General features: G+C 66.0%; 24 protein-coding genes. 6 read left to right on the plus strand and 18 right to left on the minus strand.

Annotated elements, in window-relative coordinates:
• Nucleotides 1–32: 32 nt before the first annotated feature.
• The 16 genes from fdxB to XAN126_RS26655 all read right to left on the minus strand — a co-directional run bounded on the left by fdxB (nucleotide 33) and on the right by XAN126_RS26655 (nucleotide 19,616).
• The gene (gene fdxB / locus XAN126_RS0123840) at nucleotides 33–329 is read right to left on the minus strand and encodes a ferredoxin III, nif-specific (RefSeq protein ID WP_024281065.1); all 297 of its coding nucleotides are present in this window, start codon (nucleotides 327–329) and stop codon (nucleotides 33–35) included.
• Between the two features lie 24 nt (nucleotides 330–353).
• Nucleotides 354–554 carry a CCE_0567 family metalloprotein gene (locus tag XAN126_RS0123845; protein ID WP_024281066.1) on the minus strand — a complete coding sequence of 67 codons (201 nt, stop codon included), beginning with the start codon at nucleotides 552–554 and terminating at the stop codon, nucleotides 354–356.
• Nucleotides 555–573: 19 nt separating this feature from the next.
• Nucleotides 574–1,044, minus strand: a complete 471-nt coding sequence (locus XAN126_RS0123850; RefSeq protein ID WP_024281067.1) for a NifX-associated nitrogen fixation protein — start codon at nucleotides 1,042–1,044, stop codon at nucleotides 574–576.
• A 9-nt stretch (nucleotides 1,045–1,053) separates the two neighbouring features.
• The gene (gene nifX, locus XAN126_RS0123855) at nucleotides 1,054–1,449 is read right to left on the minus strand and encodes a nitrogen fixation protein NifX (protein ID WP_024281068.1); all 396 of its coding nucleotides are present in this window, start codon (nucleotides 1,447–1,449) and stop codon (nucleotides 1,054–1,056) included.
• Nucleotides 1,450–1,489: 40 nt separating this feature from the next.
• Nucleotides 1,490–2,929: a nitrogenase iron-molybdenum cofactor biosynthesis protein NifN gene (gene nifN / locus XAN126_RS0123860; protein ID WP_024281069.1), complete on the minus strand. Its 1,440-nt coding sequence runs from the start codon at nucleotides 2,927–2,929 to the stop codon at nucleotides 1,490–1,492.
• A 9-nt stretch (nucleotides 2,930–2,938) separates the two neighbouring features.
• Entirely contained in the window at nucleotides 2,939–4,834 is a 1,896-nt protein-coding gene (gene nifE, locus XAN126_RS0123865; protein ID WP_024281070.1) for a nitrogenase iron-molybdenum cofactor biosynthesis protein NifE, read from the minus strand.
• A 148-nt stretch (nucleotides 4,835–4,982) separates the two neighbouring features.
• Nucleotides 4,983–6,542, minus strand: a complete 1,560-nt coding sequence (nifK, locus tag XAN126_RS0123870; RefSeq protein WP_024281071.1) for a nitrogenase molybdenum-iron protein subunit beta — start codon at nucleotides 6,540–6,542, stop codon at nucleotides 4,983–4,985.
• A 98-nt stretch (nucleotides 6,543–6,640) separates the two neighbouring features.
• Entirely contained in the window at nucleotides 6,641–8,146 is a 1,506-nt protein-coding gene (gene nifD / locus XAN126_RS0123875; RefSeq protein WP_024281072.1) for a nitrogenase molybdenum-iron protein alpha chain, read from the minus strand.
• Nucleotides 8,147–8,231: 85 nt separating this feature from the next.
• Nucleotides 8,232–9,116, minus strand: coding sequence for a nitrogenase iron protein (gene nifH, locus XAN126_RS0123880; RefSeq protein ID WP_024281073.1), 885 nt, complete (start codon nucleotides 9,114–9,116; stop codon nucleotides 8,232–8,234).
• 465 nt (nucleotides 9,117–9,581) lie between these two features.
• Nucleotides 9,582–10,832, minus strand: a complete 1,251-nt coding sequence (locus XAN126_RS0123885; RefSeq protein ID WP_024281074.1) for a cysteine desulfurase — start codon at nucleotides 10,830–10,832, stop codon at nucleotides 9,582–9,584.
• A gap of 3 nt (nucleotides 10,833–10,835) precedes the next feature.
• Nucleotides 10,836–12,179 carry a Fe-S cluster assembly protein SufD gene (sufD, locus tag XAN126_RS0123890; protein ID WP_024281075.1) on the minus strand — a complete coding sequence of 448 codons (1,344 nt, stop codon included), beginning with the start codon at nucleotides 12,177–12,179 and terminating at the stop codon, nucleotides 10,836–10,838.
• Nucleotides 12,179–12,940: a Fe-S cluster assembly ATPase SufC gene (sufC, locus tag XAN126_RS0123895; protein ID WP_024281076.1), complete on the minus strand. Its 762-nt coding sequence runs from the start codon at nucleotides 12,938–12,940 to the stop codon at nucleotides 12,179–12,181. The genes sufD and sufC overlap by 1 nt, the downstream gene beginning before the upstream one ends.
• A 63-nt stretch (nucleotides 12,941–13,003) precedes the next feature.
• On the minus strand, nucleotides 13,004–14,488 hold the full coding sequence (gene sufB, locus XAN126_RS0123900) for a Fe-S cluster assembly protein SufB (RefSeq protein WP_024281077.1): 1,485 nt from the start codon (nucleotides 14,486–14,488) through the stop codon (nucleotides 13,004–13,006).
• Between the two features lie 174 nt (nucleotides 14,489–14,662).
• Nucleotides 14,663–14,857 (minus strand): 4Fe-4S binding protein, encoded by a 195-nt coding sequence (locus tag XAN126_RS0123905; protein WP_024281078.1) that lies wholly within the window; start codon nucleotides 14,855–14,857, stop codon nucleotides 14,663–14,665.
• Between the two features lie 265 nt (nucleotides 14,858–15,122).
• Nucleotides 15,123–16,901, minus strand: a complete 1,779-nt coding sequence (gene nifA / locus XAN126_RS0123910; protein WP_024281079.1) for a nif-specific transcriptional activator NifA — start codon at nucleotides 16,899–16,901, stop codon at nucleotides 15,123–15,125.
• A 345-nt stretch (nucleotides 16,902–17,246) separates the two neighbouring features.
• The gene (locus tag XAN126_RS26655) at nucleotides 17,247–19,616 is read right to left on the minus strand and encodes an EAL domain-containing protein (RefSeq protein WP_024281080.1); all 2,370 of its coding nucleotides are present in this window, start codon (nucleotides 19,614–19,616) and stop codon (nucleotides 17,247–17,249) included.
• 299 nt (nucleotides 19,617–19,915) lie between these two features.
• Here XAN126_RS26655 and coaBC point away from each other — a divergent pair, with 299 nt between their 5' ends.
• The 4 genes from coaBC to cysK all read left to right on the plus strand — a co-directional run bounded on the left by coaBC (nucleotide 19,916) and on the right by cysK (nucleotide 23,303).
• Complete coding sequence (gene coaBC / locus XAN126_RS0123920) at nucleotides 19,916–21,133, plus strand: bifunctional phosphopantothenoylcysteine decarboxylase/phosphopantothenate--cysteine ligase CoaBC (protein ID WP_024281081.1); 1,218 nt, start codon at nucleotides 19,916–19,918, stop codon at nucleotides 21,131–21,133.
• The gene (dut, locus tag XAN126_RS0123925) at nucleotides 21,130–21,594 is read left to right on the plus strand and encodes a dUTP diphosphatase (protein ID WP_024281082.1); all 465 of its coding nucleotides are present in this window, start codon (nucleotides 21,130–21,132) and stop codon (nucleotides 21,592–21,594) included. Before coaBC ends, dut begins: the two co-directional genes overlap by 4 nt.
• 74 nt (nucleotides 21,595–21,668) lie before the next feature.
• A complete protein-coding gene (locus tag XAN126_RS0123930; RefSeq protein WP_024281083.1) occupies nucleotides 21,669–22,109 on the plus strand; it encodes an Rrf2 family transcriptional regulator in 441 nt (146 codons plus the stop codon).
• A gap of 210 nt (nucleotides 22,110–22,319) precedes the next feature.
• Complete coding sequence (cysK, locus tag XAN126_RS0123935) at nucleotides 22,320–23,303, plus strand: cysteine synthase A (protein WP_024281084.1); 984 nt, start codon at nucleotides 22,320–22,322, stop codon at nucleotides 23,301–23,303.
• Here cysK and XAN126_RS0123940 read toward each other — a convergent pair.
• On the minus strand, nucleotides 23,270–23,575 hold the full coding sequence (locus tag XAN126_RS0123940; RefSeq protein ID WP_024281085.1) for a hypothetical protein: 306 nt from the start codon (nucleotides 23,573–23,575) through the stop codon (nucleotides 23,270–23,272). The two genes, cysK and XAN126_RS0123940, sit on opposite strands and share 34 nt — an antisense overlap.
• A gap of 224 nt (nucleotides 23,576–23,799) precedes the next feature.
• Between XAN126_RS0123940 and XAN126_RS29195 the strand changes: the two genes are divergently transcribed.
• On the plus strand, nucleotides 23,800–24,183 hold the full coding sequence (locus XAN126_RS29195; protein ID WP_081762764.1) for a helix-turn-helix domain-containing protein: 384 nt from the start codon (nucleotides 23,800–23,802) through the stop codon (nucleotides 24,181–24,183).
• Nucleotides 24,184–24,185: 2 nt separating this feature from the next.
• The gene (locus XAN126_RS0123950) at nucleotides 24,186–24,764 is read left to right on the plus strand and encodes a DUF6456 domain-containing protein (RefSeq protein WP_197024087.1); all 579 of its coding nucleotides are present in this window, start codon (nucleotides 24,186–24,188) and stop codon (nucleotides 24,762–24,764) included.
• 1 nt (nucleotide 24,765) lies between these two features.
• Here the strand turns inward: XAN126_RS0123950 and XAN126_RS0123955 are convergent, their stop codons facing one another.
• Nucleotides 24,766–26,178, minus strand: a complete 1,413-nt coding sequence (locus XAN126_RS0123955) for a pyridoxal-dependent decarboxylase (protein WP_024281087.1) — start codon at nucleotides 26,176–26,178, stop codon at nucleotides 24,766–24,768.
• Nucleotides 26,179–26,302 lie beyond the last annotated feature (124 nt).

The following is a 26,302-nucleotide window of genomic DNA, read 5'->3' on the forward strand; positions in this document are numbered from 1 at the left end:
GCCGGAAAGACCCGCGCTGGGGCACATCCGCCTCAGGCGGCGGCCTTCTCCAGGCCGTGGATCTGGCAACTGGCCGGGCAGACGCGCGCGCACGCACCGCAACCGATGCAGGCGCCCGTGTCGTTCATCACCATCACCTTCTTCTCGACCTCATCGTCCTCGTCATCATCGAGGGAGACGATGTCGCCGTCCTCGTTGATGCCCTTGAGGGTCATGACGTCGCGGCCGCACACCTTGTAGCAGCGGCCGCAGCCGATGCATTTGTCCTTATCGATGTCGAGCAGGTAGTCTGGCTGCCAGGCTCGACCATCCCTGGTTTCGTTAGACATCTGAAAATCGCCTTTCAAAAAATGCTAGGCGGCCTCGAGTCCCTTCAAGTCCGCGCGCTTCTTCTCAAGCTCGGAAAAGGCGTCGTGCGCCTTCTTGGCCACAACCATGATCTGCTCCCAGTTGATCGGGAGTTCTTCGGACAGATCGTGGAGGTCCATTTTGGACTGTGTCGCCTTGGCGGACAGCTTCTTGATCTCGGCCTTGAGTTCGTCCACGTCGCTCATGGGTGCACCTTGGGTCTGGTCAGTATTTCGCCACTTCGGGAAACTGGTTGATCATCTCCACGCCCTGCTGGACGAACTTCGTGCCCTCCTCGGCGAGCTTGCCGAGATTGTCGAAGCCGAACCGGTGCACGTCGCGCAGTTGCTTGTTGACGACGATCAGCCGTCCGCCGATGAGCACCATGCGGCCGAAGCCCTCGTGGCTCATCTTGAGCATTGGCGAGATCATCACCCGCGTCTCCTTCTCGATCATCAGGCAGATCGCGTTGAAGAACAGCTCCAGGCGCCAGATGGTCTCCGGGTCGGGATCGCCGATGAGGGGGAGCGCGCGGCGCGCCTCCTTGTCGACGATGTAGGGCTCGATCAGATCCAGATCGGCCTTTCCGTCCCACGCGCCGTGGGTGTCCTGGGCGCGCCAGACCTTGATGAGTTCCTTGATGAACGGGGAGTCAGCGGCCTCTGTCGGCTCGATGACTTGCGCTGCTTCGGCCATGACTATCCCTCACTCGTCGAAATCGAACGTGCGCTCCTGGCCCTTCGACATGACCTTGCGCAGCCACGGGGGCGGATTGCCCTGAAGGACCACCTCCAGCTTGCCGATGAGATCGGATATCTCCTCGGGCTGGTTGACCTTCATGGGATGAATGTTGTTGGCCACCACGCGGGCGGCGCCGGAGCCGCCGATGGCGGCCACGTAGAGGATGGTGCAATCCTTGATCGCATCGATCTTGGGCGCCAGCTTGTCCTCGTTGCCGTCTTCCTTCAGGTCACCGTCGAATTCGATGGCCTCGATGAAGTGATGGCCCTCCGGGCCGACCTCGTAGATGGCGATGTTCTTCGCCCAGCCGAAATGGGCATCGACCCTTTTGAGATCCTGGGTTGCGAATGCGACTTTCATGGAAGGCTCGCCTCTCTCGCGGTCTCGGTCCTTGCGGACTTCAGTGGTGGGCGGTGCTGGGTGCGGGCCCGAGATCGGGCGCGCCGGCGGGAACGGCACCATGCGCGGCGCCATGGCCGTGACCATCGCCGTCCCACGGGTTCTTCCACGTGTCGGGGGTCGCGTCGTGGTTCTGCTCGTGGTCGGCGATGCACATGTTGGCCAGCGTAAACATGAGGTCGCGCGTGCCGCGATAGCCGACCGTCATCTTGTGGCCAGAGCCGATGCGATCGAACATGGGAATGCCGATGCGATAGAAGGGGATGTTGAGCCGATCCGCCGCCTGGCGCCCATGGGAATGGGTGAGAAGGAGATCGCAGCCGCGCTCCTTCGCTAGCGTCTCCAGGTCCTCGAGATCGCCCAGCAGCACCTCGTCGCATGGCAGCTTCTCGAACACCGGCGACTGCGTCGTGGTGACGGCGGCGGTGATGTGCGTGCCCATCTCGTGCAGAGCGGAGGCAACATCGAACAGAAGGTCCGGCTCCGCGCCGATGGCGAGCTTGCGGCCGCCGAGGTGGAAGTGCGCATCCAGCATGGCATCCACCAGCTGGCCGCGCTGCCGGCGATAGCGGCGCGGCACTTCGCGTCCCGAGATCTGGCTCAGGAACATGAAGAATTCGTCGTTCGGCCCCAGCCCGCACAGGCGCTCGAACAGCCGATAGGGCGTGCCCGTCTTCTTCTGCATCGCCTCGGCCGCCGTCTTCATCTGGGTGCCGATGGCGATCGTCCAGGCGGCCTCGCCCATGGTGGCGATCTCGTCCACACCGATGCCGCCGATGGTGGTGGGCGTGAAGTCATCGGGAATATGCCCGTCGAGCGAGCCCGCGAGGTCCGGCAGGAAGGAGGGCTGGAGCCCGAAATCCTCCAGGATGCAGCGCAGTTCGTCGAGATCGCCGGGCTGCAGGTGGCAGCCGGGCAGCACATTCACCCGCTTCGGATTCTTGGGCGCATCCGGTTCCGGCTTCTTCACCAGCACCTCGACGATCTTGGCGACCGTCTTCTCCCAGCCGTCCTGGAAGGCGTCCTTGAAATCGGGGGTCGAGACATAGACCATCGGGAAGTCCGCAAGCTGCGGATACTTCGCGCGCACCATCTTGATGTACCCGTCCACGTCGTCACCCTTGGTCTCGGTGACGCCGGTGGAGCAGATGCCGATGATCTCGGGCTTGGTGCGGTTGTAGATGTTGAGGATGGCCTGCTCGACATTGTCGTAGCCGCCGAGCACGGTGGCGACCTCGCTCATGGCCGTGGTCTGGAGCGGGATCGCCTCCTTGAAGTGGCGCACGAACAGCACGAGGCCGAACGAGGTGCAGCCCTGCGATCCGTGGAGCAGCGGCATGGCGCCCCGGAGTCCCATGAAGGCGAGCGCGCCGCCGATGGGCTGGCTCATCTTCAGCGGATTGACCGCGCAGCTCTTCTTCCCCTGGACGAACTTGGCCATCTCGCCCTCCTATTCGGCGGCAACGAGCGTGGCCGGCGTGCCGAGCGGGGCGACGAGTTCGTCCAGCATGCCCTCGATCCGCTCGCCGCATTTCCCACAGCCGGAGCCGGCCTCGGTGCGGGCCGTCACCTCGGCGAGGTTGGAGGCGCCGGCGGCGACCGCATCCTCGATGGTGCCGACGGTCACGCTCTTGCAGTTGCACACCTTCTTGGCGCGGCGCGCGGCCTCGGCCAGCACCGGATCAGCCGGCGCGGGCTCCGCGACGCCGAGCGCCTCGAAGATCTCCTCGACGCGGCCCGAGCAGGCACCGCAGCCGCCGGACGCATTGGTGTGGGTCTTCACGCCTTCGACCGTGGTGAGGCTGTGCCCCTTGATGGCGTCCTCGATGGTGCCGAGGTCCACGCTCTTGCAATTGCAAATCTTCTTGGCGCGGCGCGCCTTCTCGGCAGCGACCGGATCGGCAGCCAGAGCGGCGGCCTCCGCCTCCATTTCGGCGATGGCGCGGTTCTGCCAGTTGTTGGCCGGATTGTCCCACGGGGCGGGCTTGCGCACCTGCTCCCAGATTGGGTTGTAGAGCGCCTTGTCGATCTCCTCGACGAGCTTCACCATGCCGATGTAGCCCATGTAGGCGTGGTGGCGCTCCTGGTTGATGTCGAGCCAGGGCATGGCGGCCTTGAGCGCGATGAACTGCGAGCGGCCGCCCGAGAGCATGATGTCGGCCTTCGCGTCCTTCAGCATCTTGTACATTTCGCGGGGCGTCATGTCGTCGATCATGTGGGCGTCCTGCCCCATCAGCTCCTTGATGCGCTCCTTGTCCTCCTTGGTGGACTTCTTGACCGAGGTGCCGACCAGCTCGAGGCCGGCTTCCTGCAGCGCCGCGACCACCGACCAGGACTTCACGCCGCCGGTGATGAGCAGAACCTTCTTGTCCTTGAAGCGATCCTTGAACTTGGCGATCGCCGCCCAGGCCTTCGCCTCCTCGCGCTCGATGAGCGCCTCGGTGCGGTCCATCAGCTCGGGATCGGCGCCGCGTTCGATGAGCATGCGGGCGATCTCGCGGAGCGAATCCGAGGAATCCTGGATGCCGTAGAAGGACCCCTCGAAGAAGGGGATGTCGTAGCGCTCCTCCATCTTGCGGGCCACGTTGATCATGGCCTTCGAGCAGACCATCATCGCAGCCTTGGCGCGGTGGGAGGAGGCCACATCCTTGTAGCGTCCATCGCCCGAGATGCAGGCGAGGATGCGGATGCCCAGCTCGTCGAGCAGCGGCTTCACCTGCCACAGCTCACCTGAAAGATTGTATTCGCCGATGATGTTGATGTCGTAGGGCGTGGTGTATTCCGGCTCCTCGGTGCCGATGACGTGCTCGAGGATGGCCTCGCCGGCCAGCTTGTTGCCGAGGTTCTTCGGGCCTACGAAGCCAGGCGAATTGATCGGGATCACCGGCGTGCCGAACTTCTCCTTCGCCGCCTTGCAGACCGCGTCGATGTCGTCGCCGATCATGGCGGGCACGCAGGTCTGATAGACGAAGACGGCGGGCGGATCGTACTTCTCGATGATTTCCTTGATGGACTTGAACAGGCGCTTCTCGCCGCCGAACACCACGTCCGTCTCGTTGATGTCCGTGGTGAAGCCGGTGCGCCAGATCTGCGAGCCGGAAGAGCGCGCGCCGCGGTTGTCCCAGCTGTTGCCTTCGCAGGCAATGGGGCCATGCACCAGGTGCGCGACATCGGTCAGCGGCTGAAGGGCGATCTTGGCGCCGTCGAAAGCGCAGCCGCCGGCGGCACCGCCGGGCTGGAGCTGCTTGGTGCACCCCTTCTTCTTTTCCGCTTCCGATTTGTTCTGGTTCTTCGCGCAGCCGGGCTCGTTGAACACTTGCTGGATCGTGGCGGAAACCGAGCTCATGGATCTCTCCTTCGGCGGACGGGCTGTGCAAAGATCGCGGGCGCGAACATCACATGGGGGGCGGACATAAAATGGGGCGGACTTCACTCTCCCTGTCGGGCCGGCCCGGGCGGGGCCCCGGGCCGGATCGATCACTTCACCTATGCGATCAACGGATGATGTCGAACGAATAGTCGGTCTTCGCAGGAACGATCGTGTTCTGATCGATGGTGTCGAAGATCTTGTCGAGGATGGTGATCAGGACGTTCATGCCGCCCTGATAGCCCCACACCGGACGGCGGTGGTGGTGGTGACGGTCGAACACCGGGAAGCCGATGCGGATCAGCGGGGTGCCCGTGTCGCGCTCGAGATACTTGCCGTAGGTGTTGCCGATCAGGAAGTCCACCGGCTCGGTGAAGAGCAGGGAGCGCATGTGCCAGAGATCGCGGCCGGGATAGACGTTGCAGTTCTGGCCGAAGGGCGAGCTGTCGAACAGCTTCTGGACCTTGTCCGCCCACTTCTGGTTGCCGTTGGTGGCAAGGACGTGGGTGGGCTCGGCGCCGAGTTCCAGCAGGAAGCTGGCGAGGCCCAGGCAGAGGTCGGGATCGCCGTAGATGGCGAACTTCTTGCCGTGGATGTGGGCGTTCGAGTCGGCGATGGCGTCGACGAGGCGGCCGCGCTCCTTGGCGAGCTCCTCCGGGATTTCCTTGCCGGAGATCCGCGAGATCGCCATGAGGAACTCGTCGGTGCCCTTCACGCCCACGGGGTGGTTGAAGGCGACGACTTCCTGGCCGTGGTTGGCGATGAGCGGCAGGGTCTTCTCGGTGCAGTATTCCTGCATGGAGATGGTGGCCTTGGCGTGGACAGCGTTGGCCGCCTCCTCAAGGGTGGTGCCGCCGTCATACATGCGGAACTCGCCGTCGGTCGGCGTGTCGAACACTTCCGAATTGTCGCCGAGGATGGTGTAGTCGACGCCCATCAGCCCGAAGATGCGCTTGACTTCACGCAGGTTGCCGACGGTGTAGCCGTCGAAACCGCCGATGAAGTTGATCTTCTCGTTCGGCTCGCGAACCAGCTTCGGGGCGGTGCCGGCCTTGCCGTCCCAGAAGTGCTCGAGCACGCCCTTGATGGCGTTGTCGTAGCCGGTGACATGGCTGCCGACGAAGGCCGGGGTGTGGGCGAAGGGAACGTCGTATTCCTGCGGGACCGAGCCCTTTTCCTTCGCCGTCTTGATGAAGGCGTTCAGGTCGTCGCCGATCACTTCCGCCATGCAGGTGGTGGAGACGGCGATCATCTTGGGCTTGTACATGTTGTAGGTGTTGGCGAGGCCGTCAATCATGTTGTTGAGGCCGCCGAACACCGCCGCGTCTTCCGTCATGGAAGACGACACGCAGGAGCTGGGCTCCTTGAAGTGACGGGACAGGTGGGAGCGGTAGTAAGCGACGCAGCCCTGCGAACCGTGCACGAAGGGAATCGTGTGCTCGAAGCCAACAGCCACGAACACCGCGCCGAGCGGCTGGCAGGCCTTGGCCGGGTTCACGGTCAGGGCCTCGCGGGCGAAGTTCTTTTCCTTGTACTCGGGAGTCTTGGCCCACTCGCGAATGCGCTCGACTTCGGCGGGATCGCGGGGGTTCTCGAACATCTTCTTCTTGTTGGCCAGCATCTGCTGGTACTCGGGACCGCGGAACAGCTCGAAGTGATCGAGCACGTTGTCTGCATTCTGTGGCATCTTGAACCCCTAATATGTGGGTCAAATATGGGAGCCCGTCCCGGGTGCCCCTCCCCGCGAAGGGAGGGGCTTCTGGTTCAGGCGCTCGAAAATCCGCCTCACTCGGCGGCGAGCAGCCCCGCCTGGCCGGGAGCCTGCTTCCACGGGGCCTTGGTCATCTTCCAGACGGGGGAGTTGATGGCCATGTCCATGTCGCGGGCGAAGATGGCGAAGCCATCGTAGCCGTGGTACGGGCCGGAATAGTCCCAGGAGTGCATCTGGCGGAACGGCACGCCCATCTTCTGGAAGACGTACTTTTCCTTGATGCCCGAGCCGACCAGGTCCGGCTGGACCTTCTCGACGAACTTCTCGAACTCGTAGCCGGTCACGTCGTCATAGATGAGCGTGCCATCCTTGACGTAGTGCTGGGCGGTGCGCTGATAGTCGTCGTTGTGGGCGAACTCGTAACCCGTGCCCACCACTTCCATGCCGAGGTCCTCGTAGGCCCCGATCACGTGACGGGGACGCAGGCCGCCCACGTACAGCATGACGGTCTTGCCTTCGAGGCGCGGACGATACTTGGCGATCACCGCGTCCATGAGAGGCGCGTACTTGGCGATGACGCGCTCGGCGCCTTCCTTGATCTTGTCGTCGAAGTAAGCGGCGATCTTGCGCAGCGACTCCGCGATCTTGGAGGGACCGAAGAAGTTGTACTCGCACCACGGAATCCCGAACTTCTCTTCCATGTGGCGGGAGATGTAGTTCATGGAGCGGTAGCAGTGCAGGACGTTCAGCTTCGCCCGCGGGGTGTTCTCAAGCTCGGCGAGCGAGCCGTCACCCGACCACTGGGCGATCACGCGCAGGCCCATCTCCTCGAGGAGGATACGGGACGACCAGGCGTCGCCGCCGATGTTGTAGTCGCCGATGATGGCGACGTCATAGGGCGTGGGCTCGAAGGGGGGAGCCTTGTTGGGGTCCAGCTTGTCGAACACCCAGTCACGCACCGCGTCGTTGGCGATGTGGTGGCCGAGGGACTGCGACACGCCGCGGAACCCTTCGCAGCGAACCGGAACGATGGTCTTGCCATCGTATTCCTTGGACTTCGACTTGGAGACGGCTTCGATGTCGTCGCCGATGAGGCCGATCGGGCACTCGGACTGGACGGTGATGCCGTTGTTGAGCGGGAAGAGCTCCTGGATTTCGTCCATGATCTTGGCGAGCTTCTTGTCGCCGCCGAAGACGATGTCCTTTTCCTGGAAGTCGGACGTGAACTGCATCGTCACGAAGGTGTCGATGCCGGTCGTACCGATATAGTAGTTGCGGCGGGCGGCCCAGCTGTACTGGCCGCAGCCCACCGGGCCGTGGGAGATGTGGATCATGTCCTTGATGGGACCCCACACCACGCCCTTCGAGCCGGCGTAGGCGCAGCCGCGGATCGTCATCACGCCCGGGATGGACTTGATGTTCGACTTCACGCCGCAGTCGGACTTGCCGGACTCATGGACATTGAGGTGCTTCGCGCGGCGCTTCGCGGTCTTCTCGGGATAAACCTTGAGGACTTCCGCGATGAGTTCCTTGTTCCGCGCCTTGATTTCAGCAACGTTTTGCGGTTGGGCCAAGCTCATTTCGCAATCTCGCTCTCGTTGGGTTGCCGTTTGGCAGGCCGGCCCCGCAATTGAGGCCGGCCCCAGGTCACTCGACGCGATGGCTTCAGCCGACGGCGAGTTCGGCGGCGGTCTTGCCGATCTGGCTCTCGTCCACGGCCTTCATGATGCCGTGCTCCATGAGCAGGTCTTCCAGCTCGTCCATGGTGATCGGGGTCGGGATGATGCCGTTGCCCGAGTTGCCATGCACCTTGGTCGCGAGGTTGCGGTAGTGCTGGGCCTGCGCCGAATCCGGCGCATACTCGATCACCGTCATGCGGCGCAGCTCGGCGTGCTGCACGATGTTGTCGCGCGGCACGAAGTAGATCAGCGTGGTGCCCAGCTTCTTCGCCAGGGACTCCGCCAGCTCGTACTCCTTGTCGGTCTGGCGCTCGTTGCACACCAGGCCGCCCAGGCGCACGCCGCCGGAGTTCGCATACTTCAGGATGCCCTTGGAGATGTTGTTGGCCGCATACATGGCCATCATCTCGCCGGACATCACGATGTAGATTTCCTGAGCCTTGTTCTCGCGGATCGGCATCGCGAAGCCGCCGCACACCACGTCGCCCAGCACGTCGTAGGACACGTAGTCGATGTCCTCGTAGGCGCCGTTCTCCTCAAGGAAGTTGATCGAGGTGATCACGCCGCGGCCGGCGCAGCCGACGCCCGGCTCAGGACCACCCGACTCCACGCAGCGGATGTCCTTGTAGCCGACCTTCATCACGTCCTCGAGCTCGAGGTCTTCCACCGAACCCGCGTTCGCGGCCAGCGAAAGGATGGTGTCCTGCGCCTTGGCGTGCAGGATCAGGCGGGTCGAATCCGCCTTCGGGTCGCAGCCCACGATGAGGATGCGCTGACCAAGCTCGGTCAGGGCCGCAAGCGTGTTCTGGGACGTGGTGGACTTGCCGATGCCACCCTTGCCGTAAAACGCGATCTGTCGCAGCGAAGCCATCTTGCTCTCCTTCGAAACCTTCAAACGAGGATTCGGTGGTCTCCGGACCGCCGCGGGGCACGCAGACGGAACCGGGGACGTTGCACTCCGGCGCGGATGCGGACGGGGCCCTTCCGGAGCCCACCAGCCAGCAGCCTGGCGCCTGACAGAGGAGTAGCAACGAGTGTGCCAGCGATTTCTTGGATGTTTTATCGCGCAAAATCAATATGTTGTAGATTTCATGCGGACATGTTCAGAACCCGACACACCCGTTTTGGCGGCCGACATGCCAGTTTAGGGCTGTTTGAAACAGGACACTGCCGGCCCCGCCCATACCCCTGTCGAAAGCCGACAATCGCCGCTCGGGTCCGCGTGTCGCATTTTCGACCTTGCCCCGCGACGGGAGCCCCCCAACGCAAAACGGGCCGGCAAAGCCGACCCGTTGCAATCCACCAAACAGAGAGCCCGCGCCCGTCGGCGCCGGCATCAGCCGATCATATCCTGCGCCTTGCTCAGGGCCGCGACGAAGCGGTCCACTTCCTCGCGGGTGTTGTAGAGGCCGAACGAGGCTCGGCAGGTGGCCGCGACGCCGAACCGCTCCAGCAGCGGCATGGCGCAATGGGTGCCCGCACGCACCGCGATGCCGTCATTGTCGATGAGCGTCGCAAAGTCGTGGGCATGGGCACCGGCGATCTCGAACGAGATGATGGCGCCCTTCTCCTTGGCGGTGCCGATGATGCGCACCGAGTTCAGCTCGCCCAGCCGCTCCTGCGCGTAGCGGCACAGCTCGTTCTCGTGGGCACGGATGCGCGCCTTGCCGATGGACTGGATGTAGTCGAGCGCGGCACCGAGCCCCGCGGCCTGCACGATGGCCGGCGTGCCCGCCTCGAAGCGATGGGGCGGATCGCCATAGGTAACGGAATCCTGCCGGACCATCCGGATCATCTCGCCGCCGCCGTTGAAGGGCGGCATGGCCTCGAGATGCTCATACTTGCCATAGAGCGCGCCAATGCCCGTGGGGCCATACAGCTTGTGGCCGGTGATGATGTAGAAATCGCAGTCGATGTCCTGCACGTCCACGTCGAGATGGACTGCCCCCTGGGAGCCGTCCACCAGCACGGGAATGCCGCGCGCGTGGGCGATCTTCACCACCTCCTTCACCGGGACAGTGGTGCCCAGCACGTTGGACATCTGGGTGATGGCGACCAGCTTGGTGCGATCCGTGAGCAGCTTCTCGAACTCGTCGAGAAGGAAGTTGCCCTCGTCGTCCACCGGCGCCCATTTCAGCACCGCGCCCTGATTCTCCCGCAGGAAATGCCACGGCACGATGTTGGCGTGGTGCTCCATGATGGAGAGCACGATCTCGTCGCCCGCCTTGATCCGGGCTTTACCGAAGGTGGCGGCGACGAGGTTGATCGCCTCCGTGGCGCTGCGGGTGAAGATGATCTCTTCCGGCCGCGCGGCGTTGAGGAAGCGCTGCACCGCGTGGCGTCCGCCCTCATAGGCCTCGGTCGCGGCATTGGCGAGATAGTGCAGGCCACGATGCACGTTGGCGTATTCGGAGGTGTAGACCTGCTGGATGCGGTCGAGCACCGCCTTCGGCTTCTGGGCCGAGGCGCCGTTGTCGAGATAGACCAGCGGCTTGCCGTTGACCTTGAGGTCGAGGATCGGAAAATCCTCGCGCACGCGCATCACATCGTAGGAACCGTTCGAGACCGCGGGGTGAAGAGCGGTCATGGTTCACTCCCGTCCCAGCAGCCAGGCGCGCGTCGCCTCGGCGAGGGCGGTGCGGATGCCCTCCTCGCCGATGGCGTCGATCACCTCGCCGACGAAGGCCTGGATGAGGAGCGCCTCGGCCTCCTTGGCGGGAATGCCGCGGGCCATGAGATAGAACTTGATCTGCTGGTCGAGTGTGCCGGTGGTGCAGCCGTGGCCGCACTGCACGTCGTCGGCGAAGATCTCCAGCTCCGGCTTGTTGCAGGATTCCGCCGTCTCGGTCAGCAGCAGCGCGCGGCTGAGCATCCGGGCGTCGGTCTTCTGCGCCGCCTGGCGCACGGCAATCTTGCCCTGGAAGATATCCTGCGAGGCGCCGTCCAGCACCGCGCGGAAGGACTCGCGGCTCTCGCCGGCCGGCGCCGCGTGATCGACGGAGAGCATGGTGTCGGCGTGCTGCTTGCCCGCGAGCAGGCTCACGCCGCCCATGTGGGCCTTCACGTTCTCACCCGCCAGATGCAGCAGAAGCTGGTTGCGCACCACGGCGCCGCCCGTGGTGAAGAAGGTGTTGGAGAAGCGCGCGTCGGCCCCAACCTTCGCCAGCACGGTGGCGAGATGGACGGCGTCGCTGCCTTCAATCGTCACCTTGACGCGCTCGAAAGTTGCGCCCGCGCCCACCACCAGTTCCAGCGCCGTATTGACCTGATACGCGATGCCCGCAGGCCCTTCATGGCTCTCGATGAGGGAAAGGCTGGCGCCATCTTCCACCACCACCAGCGAGCGCGTGAACGCGGCTACCGGGGTCTCGGCCGTGGTGACGAACACCAGCTCCACCGGCCGCGTGACAGCTGCGCCTGCGGCCACATGCACCACCACGCCGTCGCCCATGAGCGCGGTGTTGAGGGCGAGCACGGCATCCGAAGAGGCGACGGTTCGGCCGAGCCACGTCGCGGGGAGACCCGCCGGCTCAGCCAGTGCATCCGCCATGGAGGCGATGGTGAGGCCGGGCTCCAGATCCGAAAGGTCCGACATCTCCGGCACGAAGGTGCCGTTCACCACCACGAGGCGGCGGAAGCCGAGCGTCGAGAACAGGCTGCCGGCGGCCACCGCCTTCGCCTTGACATCCGCGTCCGGCAGCGGCGCGAGGGGCTTGGCGTCGCGCATCAGGGCGCGCAGGTCAGTGTATTTCCAGCTTTCCACCCGGCGGTGCGGCAGGCCCGCATCGGCGAAGGTGTCGAAGGCCGCGGTGCGCTGGGCCGCCACGTCGGGGCCGCCGGGCAAGCTGGCGCGGACAGCGGCGAAGGTCTCGGCCAGCGCCAGTTCGGCGCCGGTCTTCATGGGGCGGACGAGTGCCGGAGCTGGGGAAGCCATCACGCGGCCTCGCTCTGGTACTGGGCGTAGCCGGTGGCCTCGAGCTCCAGCGCCAGCTCCTTGCCGCCGGTGTGGACGATCCGGCCGGCGTTGAACACATGCACCACGTCCGGCACGATGTAATCGAGCAGGCGCTGGTAGTGGGTGATCACCAGCATGGAGCGCTCGGGAGAGCGCAGCGCGTTGACTCCGTTGGAGACCACCTTGAGCGCGTCGATGTCGAGGCCGGAATCCGCCTCATCCAGCACGCAGAAATAGGGCTCCAGCAGCATCATCTGGAGGGTTTCGTTGCGCTTCTTCTCACCGCCGGAGAAGCCCACATTCACCGGGCGCTTGAGCATGTCGGCGTCGATGCCGAGCGTCTTGCCCAGCTCGCGCACCTTGCGCACCAGCTCGGGGGAGGTCAGCTCCACCTCGCCGCGCTTCTTGCGCTGGCTGTTCACCGCCGTGTGCAGGAACGCCATGTTGGAAACGCCGGGGATTTCCAGCGGATACTGGAAGCAGAGGAACAGGCCGTGCGCGGCGCGCTCGTCCGGCGACAGATCGAGCAGGTTCACGCCCCGGAAGATGACCTCGCCGCCGGTGATCTCGTAGCCCGGCTTGCCGGAGAGGACGTAGGAGAGGGTGGACTTGCCGGCGCCGTTCGGCCCCATGATGGCGTGCACCTCACCGGGATTGATGATGAGGTTCATCCCGTTGATGATCTTGCGCCCCCCAGCGATCTCGGCATGGAGGTCCTTGATTTCGAGAAGGGGAGCCATGGTGAAGATCCTCTGGTTATTGTTGCCCGGCGACGCGACCTGAACGATGGGAAGGAAGGCGCGTCAGCCGACGCTGCCTTCCAGGCTGATGGAAATGAGCTTCTGCGCCTCGACGGCGAACTCCATGGGAAGCTGCTGGAGCACATCCCGGACGAAGCCGTTCACCACGAGCGCGACGGCATCCTCCTGCGAGAGGCCGCGTTGCATGCAGTAGAACAGCATGTCTTCCGAGATCTTCGAGGTGGTCGCCTCGTGCTCGAACTGTGCCGTGGGGTTCTTCGCTTCGATATACGGCACGGTGTGCGCGCCGCAGAGGTCGCCGATGAGGAGCGAGTCGCAATTGGTGAAGTTGCGCGCCCCGGCCGCCTTGCGGTGGGCCGAGACGAGGCCGCGATAGGTGTTGTTGGACTTGCCGGCCGAGATGCCCTTGGAGATGATCCGGCTCGTGGTGTTCTTGCCGAGATGGATCATCTTGGTGCCGGAATCCACCTGCTGGCGGCCGTTGGAAATGGCGATGGAGTAGAACTCGCCGGAAGAGCCCTCGCCGCGCAGCACGCAGCTCGGATACTTCCAGGTGATGGCCGAGCCGGTTTCCACCTGCGTCCAGGAAATCTTCGAATTCTTGCCGCGGCAGTCGCCGCGCTTGGTCACGAAATTGTAGATGCCGCCCTTGCCCTCGGCATCGCCGGGGTACCAGTTCTGGACGGTGGAATACTTGATCTCGGCATCATCGAGGGCGACCAGTTCCACCACGGCGGCATGCAGCTGGTTCTCGTCGCGCATGGGCGCGGTGCAGCCTTCGAGATAGGAGACGTATGAGCCCTTGTCGGCGATGATGAGGGTGCGCTCGAACTGGCCCGTATTCTTCTCGTTGATGCGGAAGTAGGTGCTCAACTCCATCGGGCAGCGCACGCCCGGCGGGATGTAGACGAAGGAGCCGTCGGAGAACACCGCCTGGTTCAGCGTCGCGTAGTAATTGTCGGTCGCCGGCACCACGCTGCCCAGATACTGCTTCACCAGATCGGGATGCTCGCGCAGGGCCTCGGAGATGGGCATGAAGATCACGCCCGCTGCCTTCAGCTCCTCCTTGAAGGTGGTGGCGACGGACACCGAATCGAACACCGCATCCACGGCGATCTTCGGCCGCTCGCCCTCGGGAATTTCGACGCCGGCGAGAATCACCTGCTCGCGCAGGGGAATTCCGAGCTTTTCATAAGTCTTCAGGATTTCCGGATCGACCTCGTCGAGGGACTTCGGCGCCTTGAACTTCTTGGGCTGCGAATAATAGTAGAGGTCCTGGAAATCGATCTGCGGGTAGCTTACGCGCGCCCACTCCGGCTCCTGCATGGTGAGCCAGCGGGCATAGGCGTCGAGGCGCCACTGCAGCATCCACTCCGGCTCTTCCTTCTTGGCCGAGATGAAGCGGATCACCTCTTCGGAAAGGCCCTTCGGCGCCTTCTCGGATTCGATATTGGTCTCGAATCCGTATTTGTACTGGTCGACGTCGATGGAGCGAACCTGTTCGACTGTGTCCTGTACGGCCGCCATCTGGTCCTCCGTTCAACTGTCAGGCTGCGGCGCCGTGCGCCGCGCGCAGGGGGTGAGGAGCGGAGCCCGGACGGCTCCGATCTCGTATTCGGTAGAGGGAATGCCCGCCGGGACCAGCAGGGATGGGTCCGTGCGGAACCGATCGGGCCGGCATCCCCGCCGCAGCACCGGGGGTCACGCCGGAACGCAGGTGTTCTCCACCGGGCAGACCACGGCGCACTGGGCTTTGTCGAAATGCCCCTCGCACTCCGTGCACTTCTTCGGGTCGATCACATACATGTCCCGCTTGAGGCTGATGGCAGCATTCGGGCACTCGAACTCGCAGGCACCGCACACGGTGCACTGGGACGCGACGATCTTGTAGGCCATGGGCTAGCTCCGCACTGTGCAGATTGGCAGGCGCAAAGCCTCTTTCAAGCAACGTGCCATCTGGCAACACGTTGATTTTTAATTGTTATTGTTTCTGTTCGGAGACTTTCCCGGCTGTCGTTCACCCGACAAGGTGTCGCAAGTGCGACAGCGCGCGCGTCTTGTGTCCCGGGCGCCGGGCCTGCTCGCCGGCCGCGTCCAGCCGGCACGAAAAAGCCCTCCCCGCCGGGCGGAGAGGGCCGATTTCGGTGCAGGTGCTACCGGATCAGAAACGCTTGATCTCGATGTCGTGCTTCTTGAGGGCGTAGCCGATCTGGCGGGGCGTGAGGCCAAGCAGGCGCGCGGCCTTGGCCTGAACCCAGCCGGCGCGCTCCATCGCATCCACCAGCCGCTCGCGCTCGGACAATTCCTCGTCGGCGTCGGCGGCACGCACCGGCATGGCCGGCGCGGACACGGGAACCGGCACGGTCAGCGGCGGCAGGCGCGGCACCGTGTTGGAATTGGCGGCCTCGCTGCTGATGGCGGAGTGCGACGGTATCACCGGCAGGGGGATATCTATGGGGCGGCGCGTCTGCGGCGCGTCCGCCGGGCTGCGCCACAGCAGCGCCGACAGGCATTCGTTGTGACGGCAGGCGAAATCGTCGCCCACGATGGCCCCGCCCTGCGCGAGGGTCGCGGTCCGCTGCACGCAATTCTCCAGCTCGCGCACATTGCCGGGGAAGCCGCAGCCCATCAGCACGTCCATGGCGTCCTGGTTGAAGTTCAGGTCGCGGCCGTTCTCGCGGTTGAAGCGGTCGAGGAATTCATTGGCCAGAAGGGGGATGTCGCCGCGCCGGTCGCGCAAGGAGGGCACGATCACCGGGATGACGCTGATGCGGTAATAGAGGTCGGCGCGGAACTCGTTCTTGGCCACCGCCTCTTCCAGGTTCTTGTTGGTGGCGGCGACGACGCGCACGTTCACCTTGAGGGTGTGGCTGCCGCCGACCCGCTCGAACTCCTGCTCCTGCAACACGCGCAGCAGCTTGGCCTGGAAGGCAGGGGAAATCTCGCCGATCTCGTCGAGGAAGAGCGTGCCCTTGTCGGCAAGCTCGAAGCGGCCCTTGCGCGCGCCGACGGCGCCGGTGAAGGCCCCCTTCTCATGGCCGAACAGCTCGGATTCCAGAACGGATTCGGGCAGCGCGGCACAGTTGAGCTTGATGAAGGGTCCCTTCGCGCGGGGGGAGAGTTCGTGGATGGCCTTGGCGATCAGTTCCTTGCCGGTGCCCGATTCGCCGCGCAGCAACACCGGCGAATGGGACTTGGCGACGATCATGATCTTGTCGAGCAGCCCGCGGATCTCGCGGCTGTCGCCGATGATGCCATCCACATAGACGCGCTTGCGCTCGCGGCCGACGGTGGACGGCTTCAGCTCCGACAATTCCTTCTGCAGGCGACCGCTTTCCGCCATCAGCCGCTCACGGTCGCGCGAGACGACGCGATGGAGCTGGACCGTCTGGCCGATGAGGTTCGCCACCATGGTGAGGAAGCGCACATCCGAATCGAGCCGGAACACGGACCGGCCGTCCCACACGCGGTCAATGGTGAGGGTGCCGATGACCCGAGAGGCGACCCGGATCGGCACGCCGATGAAGGAGACACGCGAGTCCTCGCTGGCGCCCAGCGCCTGCGCATCGGCCTCGCTGAAGGCGGGATGGGAGGCGACATTTTCCGCGATGAGGGGAACGGCGGTGGCGATCACCTGACCGATGGCCTTCTCCGGCAGTCGCGCCCGATAGCGCGCGTCCGTGCCTTCGTTCCAGCCGCCGCCGACGGTGATGTCGGGGATGCCGTCGTCTTCCAGCAGCGAAATCACGCCATGGCGCATCTGCATGAAGGACGACAGAAGATTTACCACGCTCGACAGCGTGGTTTCGAGGCGATTCGGAGCCGTCAGAATCTTCGAGATCTCGTAGATCCCGGTCAGAGCCACGTCGCTCAGCGAAACGAGGGGCACATGATGTCGAGGCTGCTCGCGCTCGATTTGCAACGCTTCCTGCTGAACCATGGTGCTCTCTCCATCACTCCAGGCACCGTCCCCACCCATTTTTTGTCTGATTAGCGACACTTTGATTTAGTTTCATTCGCATGTCGTGCCCAAGGTGAGGGCAAGATTTGATGCTTGTTTGAGCACGGGCACGTCAATTGTCGCATTTGCTGCGACAACTTGGCCATTTGAGGCGGCCATCGGGCGCCTGCTTGTCAGAGAAGGGACGAATTGACCGTCTCGCCGGCAAAAAGATTTCGCAGCGCGAAATCACTGGCCCTCTACTTGCCGCAACTTTCCTCACAATGCCTTTCGCAGTGCAGCGTAGAGGACGTGGGTACGGTGCCCCTTTCGGTCACCCGGCGCTCAGCGCGCCTCGAACAAGGCGAGCCGGGCGGCGGCAGTGTCCGGACGCTCGGCCCGCAGGAGACCGGTCATATCGGGCGCGGCGAGGGGGCGGAAGAACAGGAAGCCCTGTGCCAGTTCGCACCCGTTGTCGCGCAGGAACCGGGCCTGTCCCGCCGTCTCCAGCCCCTCGGCCACCACCCGCATGCCGAGCTTGCGGCCAAGCTCGATCACCGCGCAGACGATGGCCGTGTCGAAGCCATCGCGTTCGATGTCCTTCACGAAGCTCTGGTCGATCTTGATGGTATCGATGGGCAATTGCTTGAGGTGGATGAGGCCGGCATAGCCGGTGCCGAAATCGTCGAGGGCCACGCGCACGCCCGCGCGGTTCAGTTCGTCGAGGATCGGCGCCACATGGTCGGAACTGCGCCCGAGGAAGACAGTCTCGGTGATCTCCACGTCGAAATGGGACGGTTCCACGCCTGCGGCGTGGAACTGGCGCAGCAAAGTGGGCGCGAGGTCGCGGTTGGTGAACTGGGCGGGCGCGAGGTTGATGGCGACGCGGCCGCAATCGTAGCCGAGTTCGATCCAGCTGCGCACGTCGCTCGCCACCCGGCGCACCATGCGCTCGCCGATCAGCACCGCGAGCTCGGGGTCGGAGAGCGCGGCCTCGAAGGCGGAGGGCGAGAGGATGCTGTGCGGCGAGCGCCGCCAGCGCACCAAAGCCTCAACCCCGGCGAGGCGCCCCGTGATGAGCGACACCTTGGGCTGGTAGTAGGGCACGATCTCGTCATCGGCGAGGGCGCCGATCATGGCCCGGTTCAGCGCCACGCGCTCCAGAACCGCCTGTCGCATGGCCGGCGCGTAGACGACCACGCGGTTGCGGCCCTGCTGCTTGGCGGCATAGAGGGCGAGGTCGGCGTCCTTCATCAGCTCGCCATAGGTGCAATCGTGCTCGGGACAGGCCGCGATGCCGACGCTCGCGCGCGTCGTGAAGTGCCGGCCCGCATGCAGCAGCGGCCGGCGCAGCTCGGAGAGGAGACTCTGGGCGAGGCGCCGGCCGAGCCCCACCGGGTCCGGCCCCTCGACGGCGCAGACAAATTCGTCGCCGCCGAGCCGGGCGATCAGGGCCGGCTGGTCGACAAGGGCGTCGAGCCGGTGCGCCGTCTCCATCAGCACGGCGTCGCCGGCATCGTGGCCCAGGGTGTCGTTGACGTCCTTGAGCCCGTCGAGATCCATCAGCAGCACGCAGATGCCCTGCCCGGGCTTGCGCCGGGCGAGCGCGACCTCGAGCCCCTCGTGGAAGGCGGCCCGGTTGGGCAGGCCGGTGAGGGCGTCGTGGCTCGCCGCATAGCGCGCCTGCCGCTCGGCGGCGCGGCGGTCGGTGACGTCCACCAGGGCGGCGACGAGATTGGGCGACGGGCCGGAGGGCGTCACCGCGGCCGCCATCACGACCTGCCGCTCCTCGCCGTCGGCGAGCGTCACCGTGGTCTCGAACTCAGTGGCGATGCCGTCGCGCCGCAGGCGATCGCGAAGCGACTGGGCATCCTTGCCGCCGAGAGCGGCGTCCCACAGGCTGCCGGCATCGGGCAAATCGAGCCTCCCGCCGTAGAAGCGCCGCGCGGCCTCGTTCGACTTGACGTAACGGCCGTCTTCCAGCCGCGCCACCACCAGGGGAATCGGCACCGCTTCGAAAGTGTTCTCCAGGATGTCCTCGCTGGCGCGCAGCTTCTCGTTCGCCTCCCGCTCCGCCCGGACCAGCGACCAGAAGCGCCGCTCCGTGCGGTTGGCACGGGCAGCGACGAGCGCCAGCATGGTGTTGAGCACGGCGACGGCGAGGGCAAGGCCCACCCCCGTCTGCCAGCCCGACGAACGGTCGAGATAGCCGAAAAGCAACAGGGCGCTCGCCCCGAAGCCGCTGGAGACGAGCCAGCCGAACGGGATGGGAACGGCCAGATAGAAGACCGTCGGCAGCAGCATCACCACGAACAGGGCAAGGTCGCTGCGCGAACTCACCAGCACCGCGATGGCCGCCGATATGCCCCAGAGCCAGACGAGATAGTTGGCAGTCATCCGTCCCGGCGTAGTCGCGACCTGAACCGCCACCAGGCACAGCAGCGACAGCGCGACGACCACGAAGCGCGCACTCACTGCCGCCACGAAATGCCCGGTCCCGGCGAATCGCCAGTCGCTCAACAGGAACAGGGCGTTGAGGATGACCGAGGCGGCGAACAGGAAACGCCCGTGGCGCCGGGCCTCTTCGAGGTAGGCGACGCGGAATTGCCATTCTACAGCCTTGTCGACGAACTCACCGCCAAACGCGCTGAGACGAGCGTCCCCAGCGCCTCCGGCCCCGTCCGAGTTCCCGACCTGACCCCTGATACCTCTCATGTGACAGATTCTAATGGTCAATTCCGCCTTGCGCCAGCACGCGAGGGGCGCGGGGGGCGCGTAATCGTACCGCCGGCCACGATTTTCTTCGTACGTTTCTTTACATCCGCACGATTCGACAGGTCGTATCCACCGGTAATGTAATTTCGGGTGGAGATACACCCGGCAACTACTCTGGGATGCACGGATCAGAATTCACACCCGGATGCCTCCAGCGGACTCCCGTTCGGAAGCCGGGCGCGTTGCATGGCGCCCATTGCGTGCTGTACTGCGGCAGGACGACGCCAATGGAGCCGCCGATGCTGAAGGACAAGCGCATCCTCCTCCTCATCGGAGGGGGCATTGCCGCATACAAGTGCCTCGATCTGGCGCGCCGCCTCAAGGAGCGCGGCGCCACGGTCCGCGCCATCATGACCGAGGCGGCGGGGCGATTCGTGACACCGCTGTCGGTCGGGGCCATCACCGGCGAGCGGGTGTTCACCGACCTGTTCGATCTGACGGCAGAGCACGACATCGGCCATATCCGGCTGTCGCGGGAGGCGGACCTCCTCGTGGTTGCGCCGGCCACCGCCGATCTTCTTGCCCGCATGGCGCACGGCCTCGCCGACGACCTTGCCACCACCTGCTTGCTTGCCACCGACAAGCCGGTGCTCGTCGCCCCCGCCATGAACCCGCGCATGTGGGCGCATCCCGCCACCCGCCGTAACGTCATCCAGCTCAAAGCGGACGGGGTTTCGGTGGTCGGCCCCAATTCGGGCGCCATGGCCGAACGCGGGGAGTTCGGCGAGGGCCGCATGGCGGAGCCCATGGAGATCCTCGCCGCCATCGAGGCCCATTTCGACGACGGCGCGTCCCGCCTGCTCGCGGGCCGCCGCATCCTCGTCACCTCCGGCCCGACCCACGAGCCCATCGACCCGGTGCGCTACATCGCCAATCGCTCCTCCGGCAAGCAGGGCCATGCCATCGCCGCCGCCGCGCGCGCCGCCGGCGCCGAGGTGGTGCTGGTCTCCGGCCCGGCCGAGGCGGCGGACCCCGCGGGCGTGCGGGTGATCCACGTGGAGAGCGCCCGCGACATGCTGGCCGCCGTGGAAGAGAACCTGCCGGTGGACGCCGCCGTCTTCGCCGCGGCGGTCGCCGATTGGCGGGTGGCGGACGCGTCGGAGCAGAAGATCAAGAAGGACGGCGGCGGCGCCCCCACCCTGACGCTGGTGGAGAATCCCGATATCCTCGCCTCGGTCTCGCGGCACCACACCCTGCGCCCGCGCCTGGTGGTCGGCTTCGCAGCGGAGACCGAGCAGGTGGTGGCCCATGCGCGCGACAAGCGCCTGCGCAAGGGCTGCGACTGGATCGTCGCCAATGACGTGTCCCCCGCCACAGGCATCATGGGGGGCGACAGCAACACCGTACACCTCGTCACCGCCGCCGGCGTGGAGGATTGGCCCTCGGCCACCAAGGCCGAGGTCGCACGCCACCTCGTCGCCCGCATCGCCGCCGAACTCTCGGGAACCCATCCGTGACATCGCCTTCCGTGAAGATCCAGCGCCTGCCCCACGCCGCCGGCCTGCCCCTGCCCGCCTATGCGACCCCCGGCGCCGCCGGCATGGACCTCGCCTGCGCGCTCCCGGCCGATGCGCCGCTGCTGCTGGTGCCCGGCGCGCGCGCCGCCATTCCCACCGGCTTCGCCATCGCCCTGCCGGACGGCTACGAGGCGCAGGTGCGGCCGCGCTCAGGCCTCGCCAAGAACCACGGAGTCACCGTGTTGAATGCGCCGGGCACCGTGGATTGCGACTACCGGGGGGAGATCGCCGTCCTGCTCGTCAACCACGGCCGCGAGACCCTGGAAATCAGCCGCGGCATGCGGATCGCGCAGCTTGTCGTGGCGCCTGTCGTTCAAATAATGCTGGAAGAAATCGGAGAATTGAGCGAAACTGCACGTGGTTCCGGTGGTTTTGGATCCACAGGCCTCGGTTCCTCGTGATTTAGCCGTCGGTGGACGGCTGGGAGCAGTTTCATCTTTCGAGACGCCCGCCCTTAAAGGAAGCCGTCCCTCCGATGCCGCGCCTTTCCGACAAGAGCCTCCTCGCCATCGCCGCCGTGGTGGATGTGGCCGTCCATGCCCGTGGCGCACCGGTTGCCGCCAAGGCGCTGGCCGCCCGCCACGGACTTCCCCCCCGCCGGCTGGAGCCGGTGTTGCAGGCCCTCGTCCATGCCGGCGTCCTCAAGGGCGTGCGCGGCCCGCGCGGCGGCTACGAACTGGCGCGAGAACGCCGCCGGGTGTCGGTCGCCGAGATCGTGCGGGTGGTTGAAGGAGCCGAGGAGGAGAAGGAGATCATCCTGCCGCCGCTGGTGACGGAAGTGGTCCAGCCCGCCGTGGCTGCGGCCGAGGACACGTTCGACACCGCCCTCGACGGCGTGACCCTCGAAGACCTGTGCCGCGCCGCCGACGACAAGGGCCACGGCTCCGAGCACGAGAGGATCGACTTCGCCATCTGAGGCCCGGCATGCGGGCCGGCGACGGCCCGGCCGGACATGCGGGAATCGACCCGGGTGCAGAAAAGGGTTCTATTCCGCGAGCCAGAGTTCCCCCGAGGTAGAGCGTTCCCCACCCGCGAGGACAGGCCCCCGCCCTTTGTGCCGGACGCTGCGCGGCGCGCCGGGAGGCCCGCCCGGAGCAGATGAGACAAGACAAGAAGGAGATCGCCCATGGCACAACCCGCCGCCAAGATCGTGTCCTCCGCCCCCCTCGTGGGCCGGGGCAGGGTCTATGATTCCATCACCGAGACCATCGGCAACACGCCGCTGGTGCGGCTCAAGCGGCTGCCCGAGCTGCGCGGGGCCAAGGCGGACATCCTCGCCAAGCTCGAATTCTTCAATCCCATCAACAGCGTGAAGGACCGCATCGGCGTCGCCATGATCGACGCGATGGAAGAGGCCGGCGCGCTCGATGCGGACACAGTGCTGGTGGAGCCGACCTCCGGCAACACGGGCATCGCCCTCGCCTTCGTCGCGGCGGCGCGCGGCTACCGGCTCATCCTGGTCATGCCCGAGAGCATGTCCATCGAGCGCCGCAAGATGCTGACCCTGCTCGGCGCCGAGCTGGTGCTGACCCCCGCCAACCTCGGCATGAAGGGCGCCGTGTCGCGGGCCGAGCAGATCATCGCCGAGATGCCCAAGGCGGTGATGCCCCAGCAGTTCAAGAACAAGGCGAACCCCGAGGTGCACCGCCGCACCACGGCCGAGGAAATCTGGAACGACACCAACGGCAAGGTGGACGCCGTGGTGGCCGGCGTCGGCACCGGCGGCACTATCACCGGCATCGGCCAGGTGCTCAAGCCCCGCAAGGCCTCGCTCAAGATGATCGCGGTGGAGCCGGAGGATTCCCCGGTGCTCTCCGGCGGCCCTCCCGGCCCGCACAAGATCCAGGGCATCGGCGCCGGCTTCGTGCCGGAGGTGCTCGACCGCTCGATCATCGACGAGGTGGTGACCGTGGGCAACCAGACCGCCTTCGACACCGCCCGCGCCCTCGCCCGCTATGAAGGCATTCCCGGCGGCATCTCCTCCGGCGCCGCCGTGGCGGCCGCCTTGGAGCTGGCGGTGCGTGACGACATGGCCGGCAAGACCATCGTCGCCATCGTCCCCTCCTTCGCCGAGCGCTATCTCTCGACCGCACTGTTCGAAGGCCTCTGAGCCTCGGCCCGCGCCCCGGCACCGGCCGGGGCGCGGGCGCGCTCTGCTTTCTGCCCAAGCCTCTGGAGCCGCAGCAGCGCCGCATGGCGGGCCGGATCATAGCCGGCGCCACCGGCCCGCGCCGCCTTTCGCGCCGCGCGCAGCGCCCGTGCGATGCCCGCCGGCCCCTCGCAGAAGACCTCCAGCCCCCGCATCATCCGCCCCACCTGCATCTCGGCCGCCTCGGCCGCGAAGGCGTGCGCCCGTCTGCCCTTCCCATTCGCACCGGCCATGCCGCTCCTCCCTGATATCCGGCGATGCTGGAGCGGCGCTGGGGACAGGAGGATAAATTCCTATTTCGCGAACTCGGTAAAGCGGCACCATAGCTCCACTAAATCGTTGCCTCTAATAACTTTTAATTCCCTCTCCTACAAACGGCGGTTGCACTCTCTATCCACCTCCTCTTGCAAGGGTGGATGATTGATGTAGGAATTTTTACCTACAGTGAGCGCCGCCGATGAGCCCTTTGCCCGCCGCCCCCTCGGTCGCCCGCCCCTCCGCCGGCCCCGCCCGCGCCTCGCGGGGGTGCCGCCCGCCCGGCCCGAAACTTTGCTGCCATCTGGCCGTCGCGGTAGCTGCGGCGGACGCCGGAATGACCGTGGAGGCGCTGCTCTCGCACGGCCGCTCCACGGCGCCGGTGGCGCTGGCGCGGCAGCTCGCCATGTATCTCGCCCATGTGGGGCTCGGCCTGCCGCAAGCCACGGTAGCGGCGGCCTTCGGCCGGGATCGCTCCACCGTCGCCCATGCCTGCCGGCGCATCGAGGAATTGCGGGACGCGACGGCGTTCGACCAGAAGGTCGGCCGGCTGGAAGCCTGCCTGCGCTGGGCGGCGGAGGCGTGACCATGGCGACGGGATCTGCGCACGAAAGCGACGTGAAATCAGCATCTTCCGCCCGCCTTTCCGGGCGGGGGCGACGTCGGGCCGCAGCCAAGCCGGCGACGGACAAGCCGGGCTTCAACCCGGCGGAAAGCCCGCTCGCCTGGCTGGCGCGGCGGCAGGGCAAGGACGGCCGGACCCTGGTGGATGCGACACAGTTGCAGGCGGGAGAACGGCTCCGGGCCGATTTCACCCGGGCCAATCTCACCCCCCGGGTCACCAGCCGCTGGAGCGAGGTGTCGGGGGCCGGCACGCCGGAAGCTTTCACCGACATGGTGCTGGCGGCCAAGCTCCGGGTGTCCCGCGCGCTCACGGCGGTGGGGCCGGAGCTGTCCGGCGTATTGCTGGACGTCTGCTGTTTTCTCAAGGGGTTGGAGACGGTGGAGCGGGAGCGCCGATGGCCGGTGCGCACCGCCAAGGTGGTGCTGTGCCTCGCCCTCGACCGCCTCGCCGCCCATTACGGGATCTCCGCATCGGCCACCGGCCGCGACCGGGCGCCGACCCGCGCCTGGCAGGCTCCGGAGGCCGCTGAGGCCGAAAGCTAAGTCAGGACGAGGCCCTGGCAGTATCGCGGATGATCTGGAAGGCGGCGTCCACGTCGCCTTCCGTCGTCTCCATCGCCCCCGCCTGGAAGCGGATGGCGAGGTGGCCGTCGATGCGGGTGGGGGTGAGATAGAGATCGCCGCCGTCATTGATGGCGGTCAGCATCGCCAGCATATGGGCGTCGAGGTCGCGCCCGTCGCCGGGGTCGTGGCGGAAGGTGAAGAGGGAGAGCACCGGCGTGCTCGCCAGCGCGAAGCCCGGCTCCTGCGCGAGCCGCGCCGCCAGCGCCTGCGACCAGCGCACATGATTGCGCATCATCTCCCTGAGCCCGTTAAGTCCATGTGCCCGCAAGACAAACCACAGCTTCAGCGCGCGGAAGCGGCGGCCGAGCTGGACCGTCCATTCGCTGTAATTGGTGATGTCGTCGTGGCCGTGGGTCTTGAGGTACTCCGGCTGAATGGACAGGGTGCGCAGGTGGTCGTCCACACTCCGGAGGTAATGGGCGGAGCAGTCGAACTGCACCCCCAGCCATTTGTGCGGATTGAGCACGATGCTGTCCGCCGCTTCCACCCCCGCCCACAGATCCCGGAACTCCGGGCAGATCATCGCGGTCCCGGCCCAGGCGGCATCCACATGCACGAACAGGCCATGCCGGTGCGCGATTCGGATGAGTTCAGGTGCGGTATCGATGGCGCCGGTGCCGGTTCCACCGATGCACAGCACGAGCCCGGCCGGCCGGTGCCCGGCGGCGAGGTCGGCGGTGATGGCGGCCTCCAGAGCGGCCGGGTCCATGCCCCGGAGCGGCCCCGCCGTTGGTACCCGGATGAGGTTGTCGTGGCCGATGCCCGACACCCATGCCGCCCGATCGATGGAGGTATGAACTTCCGCCGAGGCATAGACCCGCAGCCGCTCCCGCCCCGACAGGCCGGTGGCGTTGCCGGTGAAGCCCAGCGCCCGCTCCCGCATGGTGAGGAAGGCGCACAGGGTGGCGGAGGAGGCGGAATCCTGGATGACGCCGGTGAAATCCGCCGGCAGGCCCACCGCCTGCCGCAGCCAGTCCAGCGCCACGCCCTCCAGCTCGGTCGCGGCCGGGGAGGTCTGCCACAGCAGGCATTGCGCGCCCATGGCGGAGGAGAGCATCTCCGCGATCACGCTGGCCGGGCTGGCGTTGGCGGGGAAGTAGGCAAAGAAACGCGGGTGCTGCCAGTGGGTCATGCCCGGCACGATGATGCGGCGGAAATCCTCGAACAGCGCCGCCATGGGCTCCGCGTCTTCCGGCGGGCTTTCCGGAAGCAGCGCCGCGATCTCGCCGGGCTTCGTGCGGGCGCGGACGGGCTGGTCCCTGAGCGTCTCGCGATAATCCGCCGCGAAGGTCGCCGCCTCGTGCGCCCAATGGCGGAAGGTGTCCCCGTCCATCTCCCCGACCATGTCCCGTCCCGTCCTCGTCACGCGCAGAGGGCCGGACATAGCCGACTTCACCGGCGCGGCAAACGCGCGGGTCCGCCGCAGCCGGCTTGAGCGGTGCAGGTGTCCTCCCGCC

The organism is Xanthobacter sp. 126, from assembly GCF_000526175.1.
Taxonomy (GTDB): domain Bacteria; phylum Pseudomonadota; class Alphaproteobacteria; order Rhizobiales; family Xanthobacteraceae; genus Xanthobacter; species Xanthobacter aminoxidans.

Bases quoted from the DNA above. Each gene is read 5' to 3' on its own strand.
- fdxB (WP_024281065.1), bottom strand. From the start codon at position 329: ATGTCTAACGAAACCAGGGATGGTCGAGCCTGGCAGCCAGACTACCTG.
- XAN126_RS0123845 (WP_024281066.1), bottom strand. From the start codon at position 554: ATGAGCGACGTGGACGAACTCAAGGCCGAGATCAAGAAGCTGTCCGCC.
- XAN126_RS0123850 (WP_024281067.1), bottom strand. From the start codon at position 1,044: ATGGCCGAAGCAGCGCAAGTCATCGAGCCGACAGAGGCCGCTGACTCC.
- nifX (WP_024281068.1), bottom strand. From the start codon at position 1,449: ATGAAAGTCGCATTCGCAACCCAGGATCTCAAAAGGGTCGATGCCCAT.
- nifN (WP_024281069.1), bottom strand. From the start codon at position 2,929: ATGGCCAAGTTCGTCCAGGGGAAGAAGAGCTGCGCGGTCAATCCGCTG.
- nifE (WP_024281070.1), bottom strand. From the start codon at position 4,834: ATGAGCTCGGTTTCCGCCACGATCCAGCAAGTGTTCAACGAGCCCGGC.
- nifK (WP_024281071.1), bottom strand. From the start codon at position 6,542: ATGCCACAGAATGCAGACAACGTGCTCGATCACTTCGAGCTGTTCCGC.
- nifD (WP_024281072.1), bottom strand. From the start codon at position 8,146: ATGAGCTTGGCCCAACCGCAAAACGTTGCTGAAATCAAGGCGCGGAAC.
- nifH (WP_024281073.1), bottom strand. From the start codon at position 9,116: ATGGCTTCGCTGCGACAGATCGCGTTTTACGGCAAGGGTGGCATCGGC.
- XAN126_RS0123885 (WP_024281074.1), bottom strand. From the start codon at position 10,832: ATGACCGCTCTTCACCCCGCGGTCTCGAACGGTTCCTACGATGTGATG.
- sufD (WP_024281075.1), bottom strand. From the start codon at position 12,179: ATGGCTTCCCCAGCTCCGGCACTCGTCCGCCCCATGAAGACCGGCGCC.
- sufC (WP_024281076.1), bottom strand. From the start codon at position 12,940: ATGGCTCCCCTTCTCGAAATCAAGGACCTCCATGCCGAGATCGCTGGG.
- sufB (WP_024281077.1), bottom strand. From the start codon at position 14,488: ATGGCGGCCGTACAGGACACAGTCGAACAGGTTCGCTCCATCGACGTC.
- XAN126_RS0123905 (WP_024281078.1), bottom strand. From the start codon at position 14,857: ATGGCCTACAAGATCGTCGCGTCCCAGTGCACCGTGTGCGGTGCCTGC.
- nifA (WP_024281079.1), bottom strand. From the start codon at position 16,901: ATGGTTCAGCAGGAAGCGTTGCAAATCGAGCGCGAGCAGCCTCGACAT.
- XAN126_RS26655 (WP_024281080.1), bottom strand. From the start codon at position 19,616: ATGAGAGGTATCAGGGGTCAGGTCGGGAACTCGGACGGGGCCGGAGGC.
- coaBC (WP_024281081.1), top strand. From the start codon at position 19,916: ATGCTGAAGGACAAGCGCATCCTCCTCCTCATCGGAGGGGGCATTGCC.
- XAN126_RS0123930 (WP_024281083.1), top strand. From the start codon at position 21,669: ATGCCGCGCCTTTCCGACAAGAGCCTCCTCGCCATCGCCGCCGTGGTG.
- cysK (WP_024281084.1), top strand. From the start codon at position 22,320: ATGGCACAACCCGCCGCCAAGATCGTGTCCTCCGCCCCCCTCGTGGGC.
- XAN126_RS0123940 (WP_024281085.1), bottom strand. From the start codon at position 23,575: ATGGCCGGTGCGAATGGGAAGGGCAGACGGGCGCACGCCTTCGCGGCC.
- XAN126_RS29195 (WP_081762764.1), top strand. From the start codon at position 23,800: ATGAGCCCTTTGCCCGCCGCCCCCTCGGTCGCCCGCCCCTCCGCCGGC.
- XAN126_RS0123950 (WP_197024087.1), top strand. From the start codon at position 24,186: ATGGCGACGGGATCTGCGCACGAAAGCGACGTGAAATCAGCATCTTCC.
- XAN126_RS0123955 (WP_024281087.1), bottom strand. From the start codon at position 26,178: ATGGACGGGGACACCTTCCGCCATTGGGCGCACGAGGCGGCGACCTTC.